Raw genomic sequence first — 17,353 nt, 5'->3', positions numbered from 1 at the left:
CGTGCTCAGGCCCCGAACAGGGCCGAGCGCAGAGGCCGAAGGAAACCACCGGATTCCTTGTGACTCGCATGGGTCCGCTTGCCATCGAATTCCAGATAGCCATCTTCGATCGGCTCGAATCTCAAGATTTTCACATCCTCCAGGTAATTCTGGGACGATTTCCAGGGCCCATGGGTACCCTGTCGGGGCAGGCGATCCGCAGCGCGATGGATGTAGCCGGAATTGAGAGAGCCCAGGACGGTATCCTCGCCCCGGCTGTTCTCGGTATCACGGGCCACCACGGTGCGATACCCTCGCTTGTCCATGAGGTTCATCAACCGGCACAGGTACTCTGCGGCAATATCCACTTTCAGTGTCCAGGAGATGTTGGTATAGCCGAAGATCATGCCGGCATTGGGCACGCCCTCTACCATCACGTTCTTGTAGATGATCTTGTCTTTCATCACCACTTCCCGGCCATCCACGGTCGGTCGGATTCCGCCCAGCATCTGGATATCCAGGCCGGTGGCCGGAATGATGATATCCGCCGCCAGTTCCTCGCCGGACTTCAGGCGTATGCCGGTTTCCGTAAAGCGATCAATATGATCAGTGGCGATGGAGGCCTTGCCGGTTTTCATGGCCTGGAAAAGGTCCCCGTCTTTCACCACACACAGGCGTTGGTCCCAGGGATTGTAATCCGGCGTGAAGTGCCGCATGTCGGCGGTGTCGCCAACCTTGCGTTTGATGATGCCCAGGAACAGCCGTCGCATGAACTGCGGGCTCTTTCTGGAACGCTGGTAGAGAAAACGCGAAATAGAAATATTCCTGGCCCGGGTCAGCCGGTAGGCGGTCTTCTCGGGCAGGACCTTTTGCAAGGCCAGAGTGACCTTGTCGGTCGACGGCAGAGGCATCAGATAAGTGGGTGAACGCTGGAGCATGGTCACGTGGGCGGCCCTCTCCGCCATGGTCGGCACCAGGGTAATCGCGGTTGCGCCGCTGCCGATAACCACCACCTTCTTGCCCGTGTAGTCGAGATCTTCGGGCCAGTGCTGGGGATGCACGATCTGGCCGCGGAAATCACCTTCGCCCGGAAAGTCCGGTTTGTAGCCCTGATCATAATTGTAGTAACCGGTGCACCCGACCATGAAGTTGGCAGTGTAGTGCTCGGTTTCACCGGTTGTTTCGTTCAGGGCCGTGAGCTTCCAGCATTTGTCCACGCCCGACCAGTCTGCCGTCTTGACCGCCAGCCCGAAACGAATGTGGCGCTCCACGTCGTGTTCCCTGGCGGTCTCCGACACATAATTCTTGATCGACGCACCATCCGCCAGCACCTTGCCGCCGGTCCAGGGACGGAAGTTGTAGCCGAAGGTGAACATGTCGGAATCCGACCGGATACCCGGATAGCGGAAAAGGTCCCAGGTGCCCCCCAGGGCTTGCCGGCGCTCGAGGATGGCAAATGATTTCCCTGGGCACTCGCGCTTCAGGTGACACGCCATGCCAATGCCGGAAACACCGGCGCCGATGATCAGTACATCGAAATGCTGGTTGCTCATTGCCTGCCCTCTCGGATTCCAGTCCGCTTTTTATAATCAATGGTCTGTCATCAAGATAGCGCAGGCCTGGCGGCCCGGGAATTGGCCAAAGCGGTCCCCGCCCCTGGTTGTTTCAGCCAGTCGTCCGCCGGGGGCGTAGTCGGAGGGAGGATCTGCAGAATTGAAACCCCGCCTACAATGGCAATTCCTACCGGATTGCGGACAAGACCACCATGACAAAACCGATCCTTATTCTCGGCGGCGCATCGCTGGATACCATCATTCACCTCCCGGCACTGCCAACGCCGGAGCCACAGACCATCTGGCCCAGGGAAAGCTACCGGGCCCTGGGCAGCACCGGTGCCGGCAAAAGCCTGAACCTGGCTGCTCTTGGGCAAACCGTCGTCTTTCATACATTGCTGGGCGGAGATCCGGAAGGCCAGCAGATTCAGGTCGCACTCGGCCACCCCGGGATCCGGCTTCTGACGGAACAGACCGACGCCCCGACCGAACAGCATGTGAACCTGATGTCCGCGGACGGCAAACGTATTTCCCTGTTCATCCAGCCGCCCCCGGAGCCGGAACAGGTGGACTGGAACCAGGCGCAACAGGCACTGGCAGAGTGCGCCGTGGCGGTGGTAAACATCCTCGGTTACACCCGCTCTGCCCTGCCGTGGCTGAAGGCTTCAGGCACGCCCATCTGGACCGACCTGCACGACTACGACGGCCACAATTCCTACCACGAACCCTTTATCGACGCCGCGCGGGCCATCTTCCTGTCCAGCGACAATCTTCAGGACTACCGCACCACCATGGAAGGGTTGATAGCTCGGGGTAAGGAGTTCGTGGTGTGCACCCACGGATCGGAGGGGGCGACGCTGCTGACCGGCGAGGGCCAATGGCTGGAGCAGCCGGTGGTGTCAGTCTCCGGGTTGGTCGATACCAACGGGGCCGGCGATGCCTTTTTCAGCGGCTTCCTCCACCGCTACCTGCAGGGTGCAGACCTGACCGACTGCCTGAGAGCCGGGGCCATTGCCGGGGCGCTGTGTGTCACCTCGCGGGAACTGGCCTCTCCGGACCTGAACCCGCAGCGGCTGGCCTGAAACCCGGGATCAGCTGCCCGGGGTGAAATCGGGGTATTTCTTCTGCAACCGATAGAGGCGAATGATGGTGATGATGTTGGTGACCAGCACCATGCCCTCGGCCAGGGTACCGCCCACCGAGCCGATCACGATGTTGTTGAGCATCCACGCCAGGGCAGCCAGCCCGAGAACGATACGCAAGGGAATACCCCGGAGCATGAACATGCCCACAGTGCCGAAAACCGCGGCGGCCAGGGGGAAAACGTCGGTGATCGATTTCCAGGTCGCCCAGGCGACAAGCAGGTTCACCACCAGCATGCCCAGCATAATGGCCCAGTTGCCTTGGTACCTGCGGGCCAAGGCGATCCTTAAAATCACCAGAACCGTCAGTGCCGACGCTGTCCAGCTCTGGAAAAACGCGAACATCAGGGCAAAGGCCACATTGGCGGAAATCAGCAGCACCATCAGCCGGTCGTCGTTCTTGTTGGCGAAACCGGCTATGCAGAAACCCAAGGCTACCAGACCGCACACCTGGCCCAGCACCTCGGCGAGGGTCATGTCCGCGATCAGCTCAATCATCCTTTACCGGCCTGTCGCTCGTCGCCATATCGGTAATCACCTCTGTCTGCAAAAAGTTTCAGCCTGCCACAATCAGTGCCTTTGAGCCATCAAGCTCCCTGTGCCAAAGTGCACACGTCATTCAGCAAGGACCCACCCAGGACCATGAAAACCGTATTCTCTCCACTGCACAGCCGCCGACACGTCAAAACCGAACTGGACGGTGGGCTGCTGATCGAACCCCACGAGAAGCCTTCCCGTGCCGAAACCATCCTGGCAAGGGTGAAGGATCAGGCGCTGGGGGAGATTCTGGAACCGGAGGAATTTGGCCTGGAGCCCGTGAAACGGGTGCACACGGCCGATTATGTGGCCTTCCTGGAAACCTGCTGGCAGGACTGGCTGGCGGCCGGCAAACCGGGCGAGGCGATTCCGGCGGTCTGGGCCGGGCGCGGCATGCGCCACCGGCTACCGAGAGACATCGACGGCCGGCTAGGATACTACAGCTTTGCGGCGGAGACCTCGATTTCGGACGGCACCTGGGAAGCGGCCCGGGCCTCCGCCAACGTGGCCTTGACCGCCCAGAAACTGGTGGCCGAAGGCGAACGCGCCGCCTTTGCCCTGTGCCGCCCGCCCGGCCACCACGCCCACGCCGACCTTTTTGGTGGCTACTGTTTCTTCAACAATGCCGCCATCGTGGCCCAGGCCTTCCGCGACCAGGGTTATGGCAAGGTCGCGGTCCTGGATGTGGACTTTCACCACGGTAACGGCACCCAGGCGATTTTCTATGATCGCAACGACGTGCTGACCATCAGCCTGCATGGCGATCCAGACCTGGTGTTTCCCCATTTTCTGGGCTTCGAAGACGAGATTGGCGAGGGCTCAGGCGAAGGCTACAACCTGAACATTGTCTACCCGCCCAACACGCCATACAGTGTCTGGAGTCAGGGGCTGGAGAAAGCCTGCGAGCGGATCCAGTCATTCCAGCCAGACGCCCTGGTAGTTGCCCTGGGCGTCGATACCTTCGAAGAAGACCCGATCTCGTTCTTCAAACTGAGCTCCGGCGATTATCTGACCCTGGGCCAGCGCCTCGCACAGCTTGGACTACCAACGGTATTTACCATGGAAGGCGGTTACGACGTCGACGCCATCGGCGTCAATGCGGTGAACGTGATGCAGGGATTCGACCGGGCTGCAGGCTGAATCAGCCCTTGAAGCCCTTGCCGAGGACGTAGACTTCCCGGGAGCGGGAGCGGGAGGAATCCGGCTTTCGCACCACCACCTTGTCGAAGACGGCGCGTACGGATTTCAGGTACTCGTCGTACCCTTCGCCCTGAAACACCTTGGCCAGGAAACTGCCCTTGGGCTTGAGCACCTGACTTGCCATGTCCAGCGCCAGTTCCACCAGGTACATGGACGAGGCCTGGTCGGCAACGGTCACGCCGCTGATGTTCGGCGCCATGTCGGAAATCACCACGTCGACCGGGTCATCGCCCAGGGTGGCCATGATCGATTCAAACACGTCGTTCTCGGTGAAATCACCCTGGATAAAATCGACGCCGGCAATGGCATCCATGGGCAGGATATCGGAGGCGATGACACGGCCCTTGTGGCCCACCAGTTTGGCCGCCACCTGGGACCAGCCACCGGGGGCGGAGCCCAGATCCACAACCACCATGTTGGGGTGGATCAGCCGATCCTTCTTGTTGATCTCAAGTAGCTTGTAACTGGCACGCGAGCGGTAGCCATCCACCTGCGCCTGCTTCACGAAGGGGTCGTTGACGTGCTCTTCGAGCCAGCGGTTACTGCTTTTGGATCGGGCCATGGGGTCTCTTCAGAACGGGAAAGCCAAGCGCTCATTGTACGTGCCGCGCCGGGCCGCGGCAAAACCCTGACAACCGGGCTGGCCACACGTACAATCCGGCCAGCATTCTGTGATTTTTCAGAACCGACCAAGCCCACCTCACCGGAGACTCCCCTCGTGAATCTGGCCGACATCAAAAAGCTGCACCAGAAAAAATACCGGCAGTCGTTTGGCCACTACCTCGTTGAGGGTGAACACCTGATTCTCAGCTGCAGAAAGCCGCTACCCGCCAACCCGCCCTTGAGGCCTCGGAGCTTTACGTCAGCGGATCCTATGAGCACTGGCAGAGCCCGTTCAAAACCCATGTCATTAGCGATCGCCAGATGGCCCAACTTGCCGACACCCGAACACCCCAGGGGATTCTGGCGGTTGTGCCCATCCCGGAGTGCCCAGCGGAACCGGTACCCGGGGAAAAAGCGATTTATCTGCACGAGGTTCAGGACCCCGGCAACCTGGGTACCATACTGCGCACTCTGGCCTGGTTCGGCGGTTTCCGGTGCCTGCTAAGCCCTGGCAGTGTCGACCCCTTCAACCCGAAGGTGGTGCGTGCCAGCATGGGCGCGATCTTTCACGTGCCTCTTGAGACCGACGTTAATCTGGCCAGCCTTGCCGACCGATACCAGAGCCTTGCCTGCCTGGACCTCAATGGCAGTTCGATGACATCGCAGGCTTTCCGCCAGCACGACTGTTATCTGTTTGGTAACGAAGCCCGGGGTGTGCCGCGCGAAGCTCTCGACCATCTGAAGGCGGCGCCCTACAGCATTCAAGGCCAGGGCCAGATCGAATCCCTGAACCTGGCATCGGCGGTCAATATGTGCACCTACGAATTAATGCGAGAGCTTTAGGCTGCAAACCGAATTCTGTGAGCATTTTCGGCAATGGTTCTGGCGGATACCGCCATTGCCTGACGATTGCCAATTGAGCAGGATCAGAAGTTGATCCCGAAACCGGACCGATGACTATGGAACGCTATCTCCAGCCCACCGCCTTTTTCGACTATGACCACCCCCGGCTGGCCGCCTGGATTGAGTCACAGCTGGAGGGTGTTCCTGATGAGCCGGTGGAGCAGATCAAGACGCTCTATCTCGCCGTTCGCGACAGTATTAGCTATAACCCTTACGTGTTCCGGACTGATGCCAACACGTTCAGTGCCAGTTATGCCCTGGAAAGCGGCGAAACCTACTGCATCCCCAAGGCCGTTCTTCTGGGGGCAGCAGCTCGCTCAATTGGCATTCCCAGCCGGCTTGGGCTGGCCGATGTGCGCAATCATCTCTCAAGTCCGAAACTGATCGAATGGCTGCAGTCGGACATCTTCCGAATGCACGGTTACATCGAGCTGTTCCTGAACGGCCAATGGGTCAAGGCGACCCCTGCGTTCAACCGGCAACTGTGCGAGCTGATGAAGGTGGAACCGCTGGAATTCGACGGGGTGCACGATTCCATGTTTCAGGAGTATACCGAGGACGGTCATGCGCACATGGAGTATGTGAACGACCACGGCCTGTTCGACGACGTGCCCCACGATTTCATCGTCTCGGGTGTGCGGGCGGCCTACGGCCATCTCTTTGAGGACGAGGAAGAACCTGATATGCCCAAGGGGAGCCTCGAGCAGGATATATCGAGGCCCTAAAGTCTGCTCGAATCTGCGAAGGCCTTACTCTCTGCTCGCTACCGAGCCCGCTTCCTGCCTTGCCAGCGCTCCAGTGATCGCATCCAGCACGGCATCAGGATCAGGCACGGCCTTCGCAGTCTCAGTCTCGCCAACACGGCTGAACTGTCGGAAATCCACGGTGCTCCAATTCTCCGGATCCGCGATGCGCTGCACCAGATCAATATTGTCACGGGTTGCCGGTTCCAGCTTGTAGCGGAACACATAGTCCGGTGACATATCATCGAAGTCCCGGCCATTGTGGTAGTCATGCAGGAGGAGCAAGGCAAGCCCACCACCCATGAAATGCCGCCCCAGGCTGACCAGTAACTCCCCGGACCGAATTTTATCCAGGGCTTCGGGTTGCCAGTCGACACTGCCCACCAGCAGATCCTGACCCGGGACCCGGCCGGCATTCCGGGCAGCTTCAATGGCCCCCAGTGCCATGCCATCGCTCGCGCTCCAGACAGCGGCAGTGTTCGGATAGCGCTCCAGCAGGACTTCTGTTTTTTCCCTGGCCAGCTCACGACTCCAGTTGGCGTATACCAGCTGCAGGAGCTCACTGCGCTGCTGGACGGCAGCCGCCAGTAACCCCCGATCCCTATCCTTGGCAGCAGAGGAATCCAGCGTTCCCGAGAGGGCCACCATGGGGATGCTGGTTCGGGGGGCGAGCGCCAGTTGTTCGGCCTGTTTGCCCAGCAGCGTTACCAGTGTGCGGCCGGCAGCAATATTGTCCGGAGAGAGATGGCCCAGCCAGCCTGGCAAGACGGTTCGCGGCATAGCGATGCTGGCTCGGGCAGCGTCAGGCACATCGGTATTGAAAGTGAACGCCTTTACCCCCGCCCCATCCGCGAGCCTGAGCATGGGTTCGGTGACATTCTCCTTGCACATGAACAGCAGGTAGTCCGGCTTTTCGTCACGGCCCAGCACGTCCTTCGCCATGCGAAGATAGCTGAATCGATGACTCTCCCGGTCGTACTGAACCTCCAGGTCTACCTCGAGATCCTCCGCCACCGCCTCCATGAAACCGGCCACCAGTTGCCAGAAACGGGAGTCGTCCGGAGACAGAAAAACAACACTGGGTCTGAGACTGGCGTTTGCAAGAGGAGCTGCAAGCAGGAGCAGGAAACTGATCAACAAGCGGGCTGGATAAGACCTCATGAAACAAATCACCCTCTGGAGGATCTGCCTGGGTTGGCTTTCGTGGAGCCTAAGCTACCGACCTGCCGTGTAACAGACAAGCGGAGATGCGTAACCGAAGTCTCAGTTCAGGGAAGAAGGTTCAGCCGCAGCGGCCGGCTCTTCAAATTCGACATAGAGCTTTCCGGCCAGTTGTTCATAGACGCCGGCGTTTTTCAGGCGCTTCATCTCGGCCGACAGGCTTCTGAGGAATTGCCGGTTGGCTTGTGTGTTGTGACAGGTTAGCCGGTCATAACTTTCAAGCAGCGGACTTGCAGGATCGTAGCTGAGCTTGTCCAGGAACGGACGCACATCGGGAACGGCAGCGATCATAGCGCCAAATCGCTGATGCTCAAGCATGGCCAGATTCTGGGCATCACTCTTGGACCAGACCACATCGACATTGTGAGCCTCCAGAACCCCATCCAGATAGGTCTCATGGCCAATGACCGCCCCTACGGTTTTGCCCTCCAGTTTGGACAAAGCACTGACGGGCTCGTCACCCGGCGGGGTAAACAGATAGTAAGTGAACTTGCCGAGGGGAAAACTCGCGACAACGGCGTCTTCCCCCAGCCGCCGCTCGAGAACTTCGGTAAAAGAATAGATGCAGTCGGCGCCCCGCTGCTCGAACACCAGCATCGCCCGTTTGTAGGGATAGAACTCTTCACTCACTGTGACGTCCAGACCATCCAGGGCCCGATAGAGGATTTTCTGGTAAACACCGTCGCCGTTTTCGGTCAGCAGACTGGTGATGTCCGGAACCGCAATCCGAACGGCCGGATCGGCCACTGCAGGGGCGCTCAGGACGCTTGCGTCAAACAGTAACGCAAGGATAGACAGGAGGAAGCGTTTCATACCACGCGCATCGGTCCATGACGGTAAAAGTGACTATTTTTCATACAGGACTGGAAGTATGACAACGACGTTTCACTTGTGCCAGAAAAACCTTGTTAAACCTGTGGGTTTAGCCATAAAAAAAGCACCGGATCGCTCCGGTGCTTCTCTCTCATCAGGCGGCTGTTTTCTGGTTTACGCCGCTTCGCCCTCGCTTTCATCCACGGAGTTGCGGATCAGGAAGTCAAAGGCGCTCAAGGCGGCCTTCGAACCCTCACCCATGGAGATGACGATCTGCTTGTAGGGCACAGTGGTCGCGTCGCCCGCCGCAAAGACACCCGGAATAGAGGTTTCATTGCGATCGTTGACGATGATCTCACCGTGCTGGCTCAGTTCGATGTCACCCTTGAGCCATTCGGTGTTGGGCACCAGGCCAATCTGCACGAACACACCTTCCAGGGAGATGTGGTGCTGCTCACCGGACTTACGGTCGGTATAGTTCAGGCCATTTACCTTGCCGTTTTCACCGGTGATCTCCGTGGTCTGTCCGGAGGTGATGATTTCCACGTTCTTCAGGCTGCGCAGTTTCTTCTGCAGGACCTCATCAGCGCGCATTTCGGCACCGAACTCGATCAGGGTCACGTGGCCCACGATGCCGGCCAGGTCGATGGCGGCTTCCACACCGGAGTTACCACCGCCGATTACGGCAACACGCTTGCCCTTGAACAGGGGACCGTCACAGTGCGGGCAGTAGGCCACGCCCTTGTTGCGGTACTCTTCCTCTCCCGGTACGCCCATCTGGCGCCAGCGAGCACCGGTGGACAGAACCAGACTGCGTGCCTTGAGGGTGGCACCGTTTTCCAGACGCACTTCGTGGGGCATGCCCGGGCGCGAGGCTGGAATCAGCTTCTCGGCGCGCTGCATGTTCATGATATCCACGTCGTACTCTTTGACGTGCTGCTCCATGGCCGAGACCAGTTTCGGGCCTTCGGTATAAGGTACGGAGATCAGGTTTTCGATGCCCATGGTGTCAGCCACCTGGCCACCGAAACGCTCGGCTGCGATGCCGGTAGAGATTCCCTTACGGGCTGCGTAGATGGCGGCAGAGGCGCCGGCCGGCCCGCCACCAATCACCAGAACCTCGAAGGTATCCTTCTGGTTGATCTTCTCGGCGTCTTTCTCGCTGGAGCTGGTGTCCAGTTTGGCGACAATCTCTTCCAGGGTCATACGGCCCTGGCCCCAGGGCTCACCGTTCATGTAAACGCTGGGCACCGCCATGACTTCGCGCTGCTCCACTTCATCCTGGAACAAGGCTCCGTCGATGGAGGTGTTCTTGATGTTCGGGTTCAGCACGCTCATGAGATTCAGTGCCTGAACCACATCCGGGCAGTTCTGGCAGGACAGGGAGAAGTAGGTCTCGAACTCGAACCGACCTTCCAGCGACTGAATCTGCTCAATCACATCCTGGGAAGCCTTGGAGGGGTGGCCGCCCACCTGAAGCAAGGCCAGTACCAGCGAGGTAAATTCGTGGCCCATGGGAATGCCGGCAAAGCGAACGCCAATATCGGTGCCTACACGGTTAATGGCGAAGGAAGGACGACGCACATCATTGGATTCTTCGGTGCGCAGGCTGATCTTGGAAGACATGGGTTCCAGTTCTTCCAGCAGTTCCCGGAGTTCCTGGGACTTCTTGCTGTCGTCATAGGCCGCAACCAGCTCAATCGGCTGCTGCAGCTTGTCCATGTAGGCCTTGAGCTGTTCCTTGATATTGGCATCCAACATATTCCGACTTCTCCTTTAAATTTCGAAACTAAGTATTTGAAAAAATACGGTGGTCAATTGAAGTTGGTGCAAAGATACGGTCCGGCTACCCGATGCTCAAATTAATTGACCCAAACTGTTTGATAGAACTTTGCTATACCTTGAGACTTGCCTCTGCCCGGGACTTGACCAATAGCGCATATCCACCGAAAGCCTGCCGCAGTATGATGTTGTCATAATGTCGCAACATCATTCTCCGGTACCCAGAATAGGCAACGCATGTTTCTAGACCGTTTCCACTCCGTCCAGGACGGACACGTCGTAATTTCCGCTCTGCAAGCCAGCCAGTTCGCCAAGGAAATCGCCGGGGATTTCAATCCCATCCATGATCCGGATGCCCGCCGTTTCTGTGTTCCAGGCGACCTGCTGTTTGCTATCGTGCTGGCCCGCTTCGGACTGTCGGAAAACATGACCTTCCGGTTCCGCAGCCTGCTCGGAGAGAATGTACCTCTCAAATTCGTCGAAACCGAGGATACGATTGAGGTCTGCGACGATGCCGGCAAGGTCTATATTGAAGTGGACCGCAGTGGCGCCACAACAAACGACCAACAGCTGATCGAGGCCATTACCCGCGCCTATGTGGCGGCCTCGGGGAAGAATTTCCCCCACACCCTAAAACCATTGATGGAGTCGAACGGGGTGATGTTCAATCCCGATCGCCCCATGGTGATGTACGAGAGCATGAGCCTGGCTCTGGACAACCTCGATCTTCCGTCCCCTGAGCTCGAATTGCACAATGCGACACTGGAAGAGGCCGGCAAGCGCGGCAATGTCTTCCTGGAATACCGCCTTACCGCTAACGGCAAACCGGTGGGCGAAGTGACCAAACGGCTCGTATTAAGTGGTCTGCGACCGTATTCCGAAGAGGCGATGGCCGGCGTAATTGAAGAGTTCTATCGCCTCAAGGCCCGCGGCGCCGACTACTTCAACAAGAACAACCGTGGAGACCAGAGCAATGCCAATTCAGCCGGGTGATACCCTGCCAGACATCGAACTTCAGGTAATGGGCGAAAAGGGTCCGGAGAAAATCCGTACCAGCGAGCTCTTTGCCGGTAAGAAAGCGGTACTTTTCGCCGTACCGGGTGCGTTCACACCGACCTGTTCAGCCGCTCATTTGCCTGGCTTTGTGGTGAACGCCGACAAGCTGCGCGCGAAGGGCGTGGATACCATCGTGTGCACCTCGGTCAACGACGCCTTCGTGATGGACGCCTGGGGCAAGGCCCACAATGCCGACGAGATCGTCATGCTGGCCGATGGCCTGGCAGAATTCGCCAAGGCTCTGGACCTGACCCAGGACCGCACCGCCAACGGCATGGGCATTCGCAGCCAGCGTTATGCCATGATCGTCAACGATGGCAAGGTGGAGCTGCTACACGTAGACCCGCAGGGGCTGGACCTCACCAAGGCCGAGACCATTCTCGAGTCGCTCTGAGCGATACCTTACATCCAGACACAAAAAACCCCGGAAAATCCGGGGTTTTTCGTTCATAAGCTATCCGGAAGGAGAGCTTATATCTTGCCAACCAAGTCCAGAGACGGAGCCAGAGTTTCTTCGCCTTCTTTCCACTTGGCCGGGCATACTTCGCCAGGATGCTTGCGAACGTACTGGGCCGCTTTGACCTTGCGCATCAGGTCGTCTGCATCACGGCCAATACCTTCGGCAGTGATTTCCATAGCCTGGATAACGCCGTCCGGATCGATCAGGAAGGTGGCGCGGTCTGCCAGGCCCTGGCCTTCACGCATTACACCGAAGTTGTTGGTGATGGTGCCGGTCTGGTCGCCTACCATGTAGTACTGGATCTTGCCGATGGTCTCGGAAGCATCGTGCCATGCCTTGTGGGTGAAGTGAGTGTCGGTGGACACAGAGAACACTTCAACGCCCAGCTTCTGCAGCTCTTCGTACTTGTCTGCAACGTCGCCCAGCTCAGTCGGGCAAACGAAAGTGAAGTCGGCCGGGTAGAAGAAAAATACCGCCCACTTGCCTTTTACATCGGCTTCGCTGATCTCAACGAACTCGCCGTTTTTGAAGGCGGTAGCGTTGAACGGCTTGATCTCGCTGTTAATGATGCCCATTAAAGATAACTCCTTGTTGATGGATTCAATAAGTGGATGAATTTACGGCGCTAAAGGTACTGACATGCAGCGCCGCGATAAAATTGATAATTTCCAAGCCAAGGATAGGCTCTGCCTATTTATGGGGTCTTAACCGGCAAGTTCAATCTTGCCAAAGTCCAGAATATTCTCTTTCGGTGACGCTTTAATGGCAGCCACTTCGGCCCGCTTCTTCGCCAGGATGTAGACGAAACAGCCGAAATACAGTGCGATCACCAGGGCGCCTACCCACTGAATCCGGAGAAAATCCAGCTGGAACAGCATGGTCAGACCCACCATCGCGAGGAAATTGAACACCACGTAATTCGCCCGTCCCAGGCGCTGGGCGGTGAGATTCAGGTTGTCTGTGTACAGACGGATCAGCGAATCCAGTGAGTTCACCACCATCAACACGCCCACCGAGATCATGGCAAGGTTGGTAAACGCCGCAATCTGCAAGCCTTCCGCATGATAGTGGTAAAGCACGGTAAACCACACACCAATGGCGATGGACGGCACCACCAGCATGGCAATCAGCAACTGCCAGGTACGAATACCGCTAACGAAGCGGGCCGTAAACTGACCGATCATGATGCTCCAGGCAAACCACCAGAACAGGTAGAACTCGTGGTAGTCATTGATGGGCAGGACAAACTGATGAATGTTGGCAAAGTATTCGCCGATCAATCCGGCGGTGCCGAGGAAATCTGCCGGCGAGCCGGCCCCCATGACAAACGCCCGGAACCACATGCCCGCAATCAGAGCAATGAACAGCAGGCTCGAGCCCAGACTCAGGATACGCACATACTTGATCTTGGAGCTGGAGTAGACCGCCAGCCCAATCGCAGCAAACACGATAAAGTAGAACGCCGGTACCACGGACTCGCCGTCACCCAGCATGGGCAGATACCAGGGCAGGTTCACCAGCAACAGATAGGCGGTGAAAGCGCAGGTACCGATGATCACAACGTTGTTAACGATCTTCACCAGCGGAATTTCAAAGAACTTCACCCGCGGCTCGATGATCGCGAAGTAAAAACAGGTCAGGAAATAGAAGCCCCAGATCAGAAATGCCCAGAACCCGAACTCAATGGCCAGCGGGTTGGCAAAACCATACTCCGGGCTGGCAGACAGATCGCCATAACCACCAAACTCGGTGAGCGGGAACATGATCAGGCCCACATCAAGACCGGACGTGAACAGTATGGCGATAAAGGTGAAGGTGCGAACCGGCGTGACGCCAATACACTGGATGTCCCACCATTTGTACAGAATCAGGGCAATGGCGGCGAAGGTAAATATCAGACCAGCGGATAACCAGAGTGTCATAACGTCCTCCGGTTACTTTCTTTCTTTTTGATAAACAGCATGGGTGTTCCTCCTCTACTTGGTTCGAATCGGACACAAACCCAGGACTTGCCTATCCGGCGCCCGAAAACGGCAGAACACCGTCGCGCTGATAGGGAAATCCTGAGGGCTTGCAAAACCCCGGGCGCGTTGCACGCCCGGGCGGGATGACGACGCGCTACGCGAGCGCGCGCTTTGCCTGTCCCGGGCGCTGACGCACCTGCCACTGGTCGTCCATAACCACAGGGGCATCAGAAGGTTGCAGGGGCTCCCTGCCCCGAATCAGGTCGGCTGCCCGCTCGGCCACCATGATGGTGGGCGAATTCAGGTTGCCGTTCGGTATGGTCGGAAAGATGGACGAATCCACCACCCTGAGATTTCGGATACCGTGTACCCGCGTCTCCGGGTCCACCACCGCCAGCTCGTCGGTGCCCATCTTGCAGGAGCAGGACGGGTGATAGGCGCTCTCCACCGCCTGGCGGACGAAAGCATCGATTTCCTCGTCGGTCTGCACGTCGGCGCCCGGCTGGATCTCCGCTCCCCGATACTCGTCCATGGCCGGCTGGCTGATGATTTCCCGGGTCAGGCGCACGCAGTCCCGGAAGCCCTCCCGATCTGCCTCGTGCTGCAGATAGTTGAAGCGGATGGTCGGTGCCTGTTTCGGATCGGCCGATTGCACATGCACAAAACCCCGACTTTTCGGCTTGTTGTGACCAATGTGCAGCTGGAATCCGTCTCCGTTGAAGGCTTCTTTACCGTCGTAGCGCATGGCCGCCGGCAAAAAGTGATATTGCAGGTCGGGCCACTCGACGCCGGCCTTGGACCGGATAAAGCCACAGGACTCAAAGTGGTTGGTGGCGCCCAGGCCGTCCTTGCGGAGAATCCAGCGAATACCGATCTTCAGCTTGTTCCACCAGTCCAGCTTGCGGTTGAGTGAAACCGGCTGTTGGCAGCGATACTGAAAGTAAAACTCCAGGTGGTCCTGCAGGTTCTCACCAACGCCGGGTAGCTCGTGCTTTACCTCGATACCAGCCTTTTCCAGTACCTCACGCTTGCCAATTCCGGACAGCTGAAGCAGGTGGGGTGAACCGATAGAGCCCGCTGACAGGATGACTTCCTCGGCGGCTTTTGCCTCGTGCACCTTGCCGCCCTGCTCGTAACGGACACCGGTGGCGGTTTTGCCATCCTGTCCATCCAAAAGCACCTTGTGCACCAGGGCATGGGTGACCACAGTCAGGTTCGGGCGCTCCATGGCCGGGCGAAGATAGGCGTTGGCAGTGGACCAGCGACGACCGTTCTTCACGGTCATATGCATGGCGCCGAAGCCTTCCTGCTGGGTTCCGTTGTAATCGCCGGTTTCGAAATATCCAGCATCGGAACCCGCCTGGATAAACGCCTTGTAGAGCGGGTTCTGCATGTTGTTGCCGTTGTTCACACCGAGCGGGCCTTTATCACCCCGGTAATCATCGCCGCCAAACGCCCAGGTTTCGGCTTTTTTGAAATACGGCAGGACATTCCGGTAATGCCAACCGGTGGCGCCTTCAGAATCCCATTCGTCAAAATCCCGGGCGTGACCACGGACATACACCATGCCGTTGATGGAGGAAGAACCGCCCAGAACCTTGCCCCGGGGGCAATGCATGCGGCGGTTATCCAGGAACGGCTCCGGCTCGGTCTCGAACTGCCAGGCGTATTTCTTGGTGTTCATGGGAATGGACAGGGCGGTGGGCATCTGGATGAAGATGCTCTTGTCGCTGCCGCCGGTTTCCAGCAGCAGCACCCGGTGGCGTGCGTCCTCGGTCAGGCGGTTGGCCAATACACAACCGGCGGAACCCGCACCCACGATGATGTAGTCGTATCGGTTTTCTGTCATACGCGTTCTCCTCTGTGGCTTGCGGGCTTAAAACGGGGCATCCAGATCCTGCATGCCGATGTAGACGGACTTGATCTGGGTGTAATGCGCTATGGTCTCGCGCCCGTTTTCCCGGCCGATGCCGGAGAGTTTGTAGCCGCCCACCGGCATTTCCGCCGGGGAGGCACCGTAGCTGTTGATCCAGCAGATACCGGCCTGGATCTGGTGAATCACCCGGTGCGCCCGGCGGATGTCGTTGGTGAACACGCCCGCGGCCAGACCGGTGTCGGTGTTGTTGGCCCGGGCAATCACCTCGTCCTCGTCGCGGAAGGTGAGCACCGACATCACCGGCCCGAAGATCTCTTCCTTCACGATGGTCATGTCATCGGTGCAGTCGGTGAAGATGGTGGGCTCCACGAAATAGCCGCCTTTGGAATCCTCCGGCTCAAAGGCCCGCCCGCCGTGGCTCAGGGTGGCCCCTTCAGAGAGGCCTTTGGCGATGTAATCGAGCACCAGATCCCGGTGTTTTGCCGAGATGAGGGCGCCAAAGTTGGTATCCGGATTCATCGGATCACCCGGCTTGATGTTCTTGCGGGTGCGCTCCAGCAGACGCTCCATGAAACGCGGGTACAGATCTTCATGGACAAACACCCGGGTACCGTTGGTGCAGATCTCGCCCTGGGTGTAGAAGTTGCCCACCATGGCGGCAGAGATGGCGTTTTCCAGATCCGCATCGTCAAAGATGATCAGCGGGGATTTACCGCCGAGTTCCATGGTGACGTCTTTCAGGGTGGAAGATGCCGCTGCCATCACCTTCTTGCCGGTGGCCACTTCGCCGGTGAAGGAGACCTTGGCAATCTCCGGATGATGGGTCAGCCACTGACCGACTTCGGCGGCGCCCTGCACCACGTTGAACACGCCAGCCGGTACACCGGCTTCGGTAAAGATCTCCGCCAGCTTCACCGCACCCATGGGGGTTTCCTCGGATGGCTTGAAGATCATGGCATTACCGCAGGCCAGGGCCGGCGCGGATTTCCAGCAGGCAATCTGGATCGGGTAATTCCAGGCCCCAATGCCGGCGCAGATGCCCAGGGGCTCCCGGCGGGTGTAGTAAAAATCACCGCCCAGGTCCTGTTGGTTACCTTCGATGGAGGGTGCCAGGCCGGCAAAGAACTCAACCGCATCGGCACCGGTGACCACATCCACGGCTTCTGCTTCCTGCCAGGGCTTCCCGGTATCGCACACCTCTGCGGCAGCCAATTCGTCATTACGCTCTCTCAGAAGCGCAACCGCCCGAAGCAAAATCCGGCTGCGCTCAATGGCAGTCATGGCAGACCATTCGGCAAAACCGGCGCGGGCACTTTCAATGGCAGCCTGCTGCACGGATTCATCCGCCACTTCCACTTCGTAGATAACCTGGCCTGTGGCCGGGTTTACCACGGGGAAGGTTTCGCCGGTGCTGTTGGCCAGGAAACGGCCATGGACGAAATTCTGAACAACAGGAAGTGATGCAGACATAGTAATCAGATACCTCGGTTCGGTGTCTTCAGGCCTTGTGGGCCATTTGAA

General features: G+C 58.3%; 15 protein-coding genes and 1 pseudogene. 6 read left to right on the top strand and 10 right to left on the bottom strand.

The features are described 5' to 3' along the window. Nucleotides 1-5: 5 nt before the first annotated feature. Nucleotides 6-1,532, bottom strand: a complete 1,527-nt coding sequence (locus ABNF92_RS11190) for an NAD(P)/FAD-dependent oxidoreductase (protein WP_349342168.1) — start codon at nucleotides 1,530-1,532, stop codon at nucleotides 6-8. A gap of 212 nt (nucleotides 1,533-1,744) precedes the next feature. On the opposite strand from ABNF92_RS11190, the gene ABNF92_RS11185 reads away from it, so the two are divergent. Next, a complete protein-coding gene (locus ABNF92_RS11185) occupies nucleotides 1,745-2,614 on the top strand; it encodes a PfkB family carbohydrate kinase (protein ID WP_349342167.1) in 870 nt (289 codons plus the stop codon). Between the two features lie 9 nt (nucleotides 2,615-2,623). On the opposite strand, the gene ABNF92_RS11180 is transcribed toward ABNF92_RS11185, so the two are convergent. Then, entirely contained in the window at nucleotides 2,624-3,172 is a 549-nt protein-coding gene (locus ABNF92_RS11180; protein WP_349342166.1) for a YgjV family protein, read from the bottom strand. A gap of 144 nt (nucleotides 3,173-3,316) precedes the next feature. Here ABNF92_RS11180 and ABNF92_RS11175 point away from each other — a divergent pair, with 144 nt between their 5' ends. Then, nucleotides 3,317-4,351, top strand: coding sequence for a histone deacetylase family protein (locus tag ABNF92_RS11175; protein WP_349342165.1), 1,035 nt, complete (start codon nucleotides 3,317-3,319; stop codon nucleotides 4,349-4,351). A 1-nt stretch (nucleotide 4,352) separates the two neighbouring features. On the opposite strand, the gene rlmE is transcribed toward ABNF92_RS11175, so the two are convergent. After that, nucleotides 4,353-4,973 (bottom strand): 23S rRNA (uridine(2552)-2'-O)-methyltransferase RlmE, encoded by a 621-nt coding sequence (gene rlmE, locus ABNF92_RS11170; protein WP_069182353.1) that lies wholly within the window; start codon nucleotides 4,971-4,973, stop codon nucleotides 4,353-4,355. 156 nt (nucleotides 4,974-5,129) lie between these two features. Between rlmE and ABNF92_RS11165 the strand changes: the two are divergent. Continuing rightward, nucleotides 5,130-5,857: pseudogene (locus ABNF92_RS11165) on the top strand (RNA methyltransferase). A gap of 116 nt (nucleotides 5,858-5,973) precedes the next feature. Then, the gene (locus ABNF92_RS11160; protein ID WP_349342164.1) at nucleotides 5,974-6,642 is read left to right on the top strand and encodes a transglutaminase-like domain-containing protein; all 669 of its coding nucleotides are present in this window, start codon (nucleotides 5,974-5,976) and stop codon (nucleotides 6,640-6,642) included. A 24-nt stretch (nucleotides 6,643-6,666) separates the two neighbouring features. Here the strand turns inward: ABNF92_RS11160 and ABNF92_RS11155 are convergent, their stop codons facing one another. The 3 genes from ABNF92_RS11155 to ahpF form a co-directional block, all read right to left on the bottom strand. Continuing rightward, complete coding sequence (locus ABNF92_RS11155) at nucleotides 6,667-7,821, bottom strand: ABC transporter substrate-binding protein (RefSeq protein WP_349342163.1); 1,155 nt, start codon at nucleotides 7,819-7,821, stop codon at nucleotides 6,667-6,669. A 102-nt stretch (nucleotides 7,822-7,923) separates the two neighbouring features. Beyond that, a complete protein-coding gene (locus ABNF92_RS11150; protein ID WP_291904789.1) occupies nucleotides 7,924-8,694 on the bottom strand; it encodes a hypothetical protein in 771 nt (256 codons plus the stop codon). A 174-nt stretch (nucleotides 8,695-8,868) separates the two neighbouring features. Continuing rightward, on the bottom strand, nucleotides 8,869-10,455 hold the full coding sequence (gene ahpF, locus ABNF92_RS11145) for an alkyl hydroperoxide reductase subunit F (protein WP_069182358.1): 1,587 nt from the start codon (nucleotides 10,453-10,455) through the stop codon (nucleotides 8,869-8,871). Nucleotides 10,456-10,713: 258 nt separating this feature from the next. Here ahpF and ABNF92_RS11140 point away from each other — a divergent pair, with 258 nt between their 5' ends. Both ABNF92_RS11140 and ABNF92_RS11135 read left to right on the top strand, forming a co-directional pair. Next, nucleotides 10,714-11,469 carry a DUF3581 domain-containing protein gene (locus ABNF92_RS11140; RefSeq protein ID WP_136630132.1) on the top strand — a complete coding sequence of 252 codons (756 nt, stop codon included), beginning with the start codon at nucleotides 10,714-10,716 and terminating at the stop codon, nucleotides 11,467-11,469. Beyond that, on the top strand, nucleotides 11,450-11,926 hold the full coding sequence (locus tag ABNF92_RS11135; protein ID WP_222465692.1) for a peroxiredoxin: 477 nt from the start codon (nucleotides 11,450-11,452) through the stop codon (nucleotides 11,924-11,926). The genes ABNF92_RS11140 and ABNF92_RS11135 overlap by 20 nt, the downstream gene beginning before the upstream one ends. Before the next feature lie 77 nt (nucleotides 11,927-12,003). Here the strand turns inward: ABNF92_RS11135 and ahpC are convergent, their stop codons facing one another. The 4 genes from ahpC to betB form a co-directional block, all read right to left on the bottom strand. Next, entirely contained in the window at nucleotides 12,004-12,567 is a 564-nt protein-coding gene (gene ahpC / locus ABNF92_RS11130; RefSeq protein ID WP_069182361.1) for an alkyl hydroperoxide reductase subunit C, read from the bottom strand. Between the two features lie 129 nt (nucleotides 12,568-12,696). Beyond that, entirely contained in the window at nucleotides 12,697-13,914 is a 1,218-nt protein-coding gene (locus tag ABNF92_RS11125) for a choline transporter (protein ID WP_069182362.1), read from the bottom strand. 196 nt (nucleotides 13,915-14,110) lie between these two features. Next, nucleotides 14,111-15,805, bottom strand: coding sequence for a choline dehydrogenase (betA, locus tag ABNF92_RS11120; RefSeq protein WP_349342162.1), 1,695 nt, complete (start codon nucleotides 15,803-15,805; stop codon nucleotides 14,111-14,113). Nucleotides 15,806-15,832: 27 nt separating this feature from the next. Further along, nucleotides 15,833-17,302, bottom strand: coding sequence for a betaine-aldehyde dehydrogenase (betB, locus tag ABNF92_RS11115; protein WP_291904798.1), 1,470 nt, complete (start codon nucleotides 17,300-17,302; stop codon nucleotides 15,833-15,835). Between the last annotated feature and the right edge of the window lie 51 nt (nucleotides 17,303-17,353).

The sequence above is a fragment of the Marinobacter sp. MMG032 genome (genome assembly GCF_040112695.1).
GTDB classification, from domain to species: domain Bacteria; phylum Pseudomonadota; class Gammaproteobacteria; order Pseudomonadales; family Oleiphilaceae; genus Marinobacter; species Marinobacter salsuginis.
The sequence above is the reverse complement of the archived record's forward strand: the minus strand, read 5'-3'. Positions and strand labels throughout refer to the sequence as shown.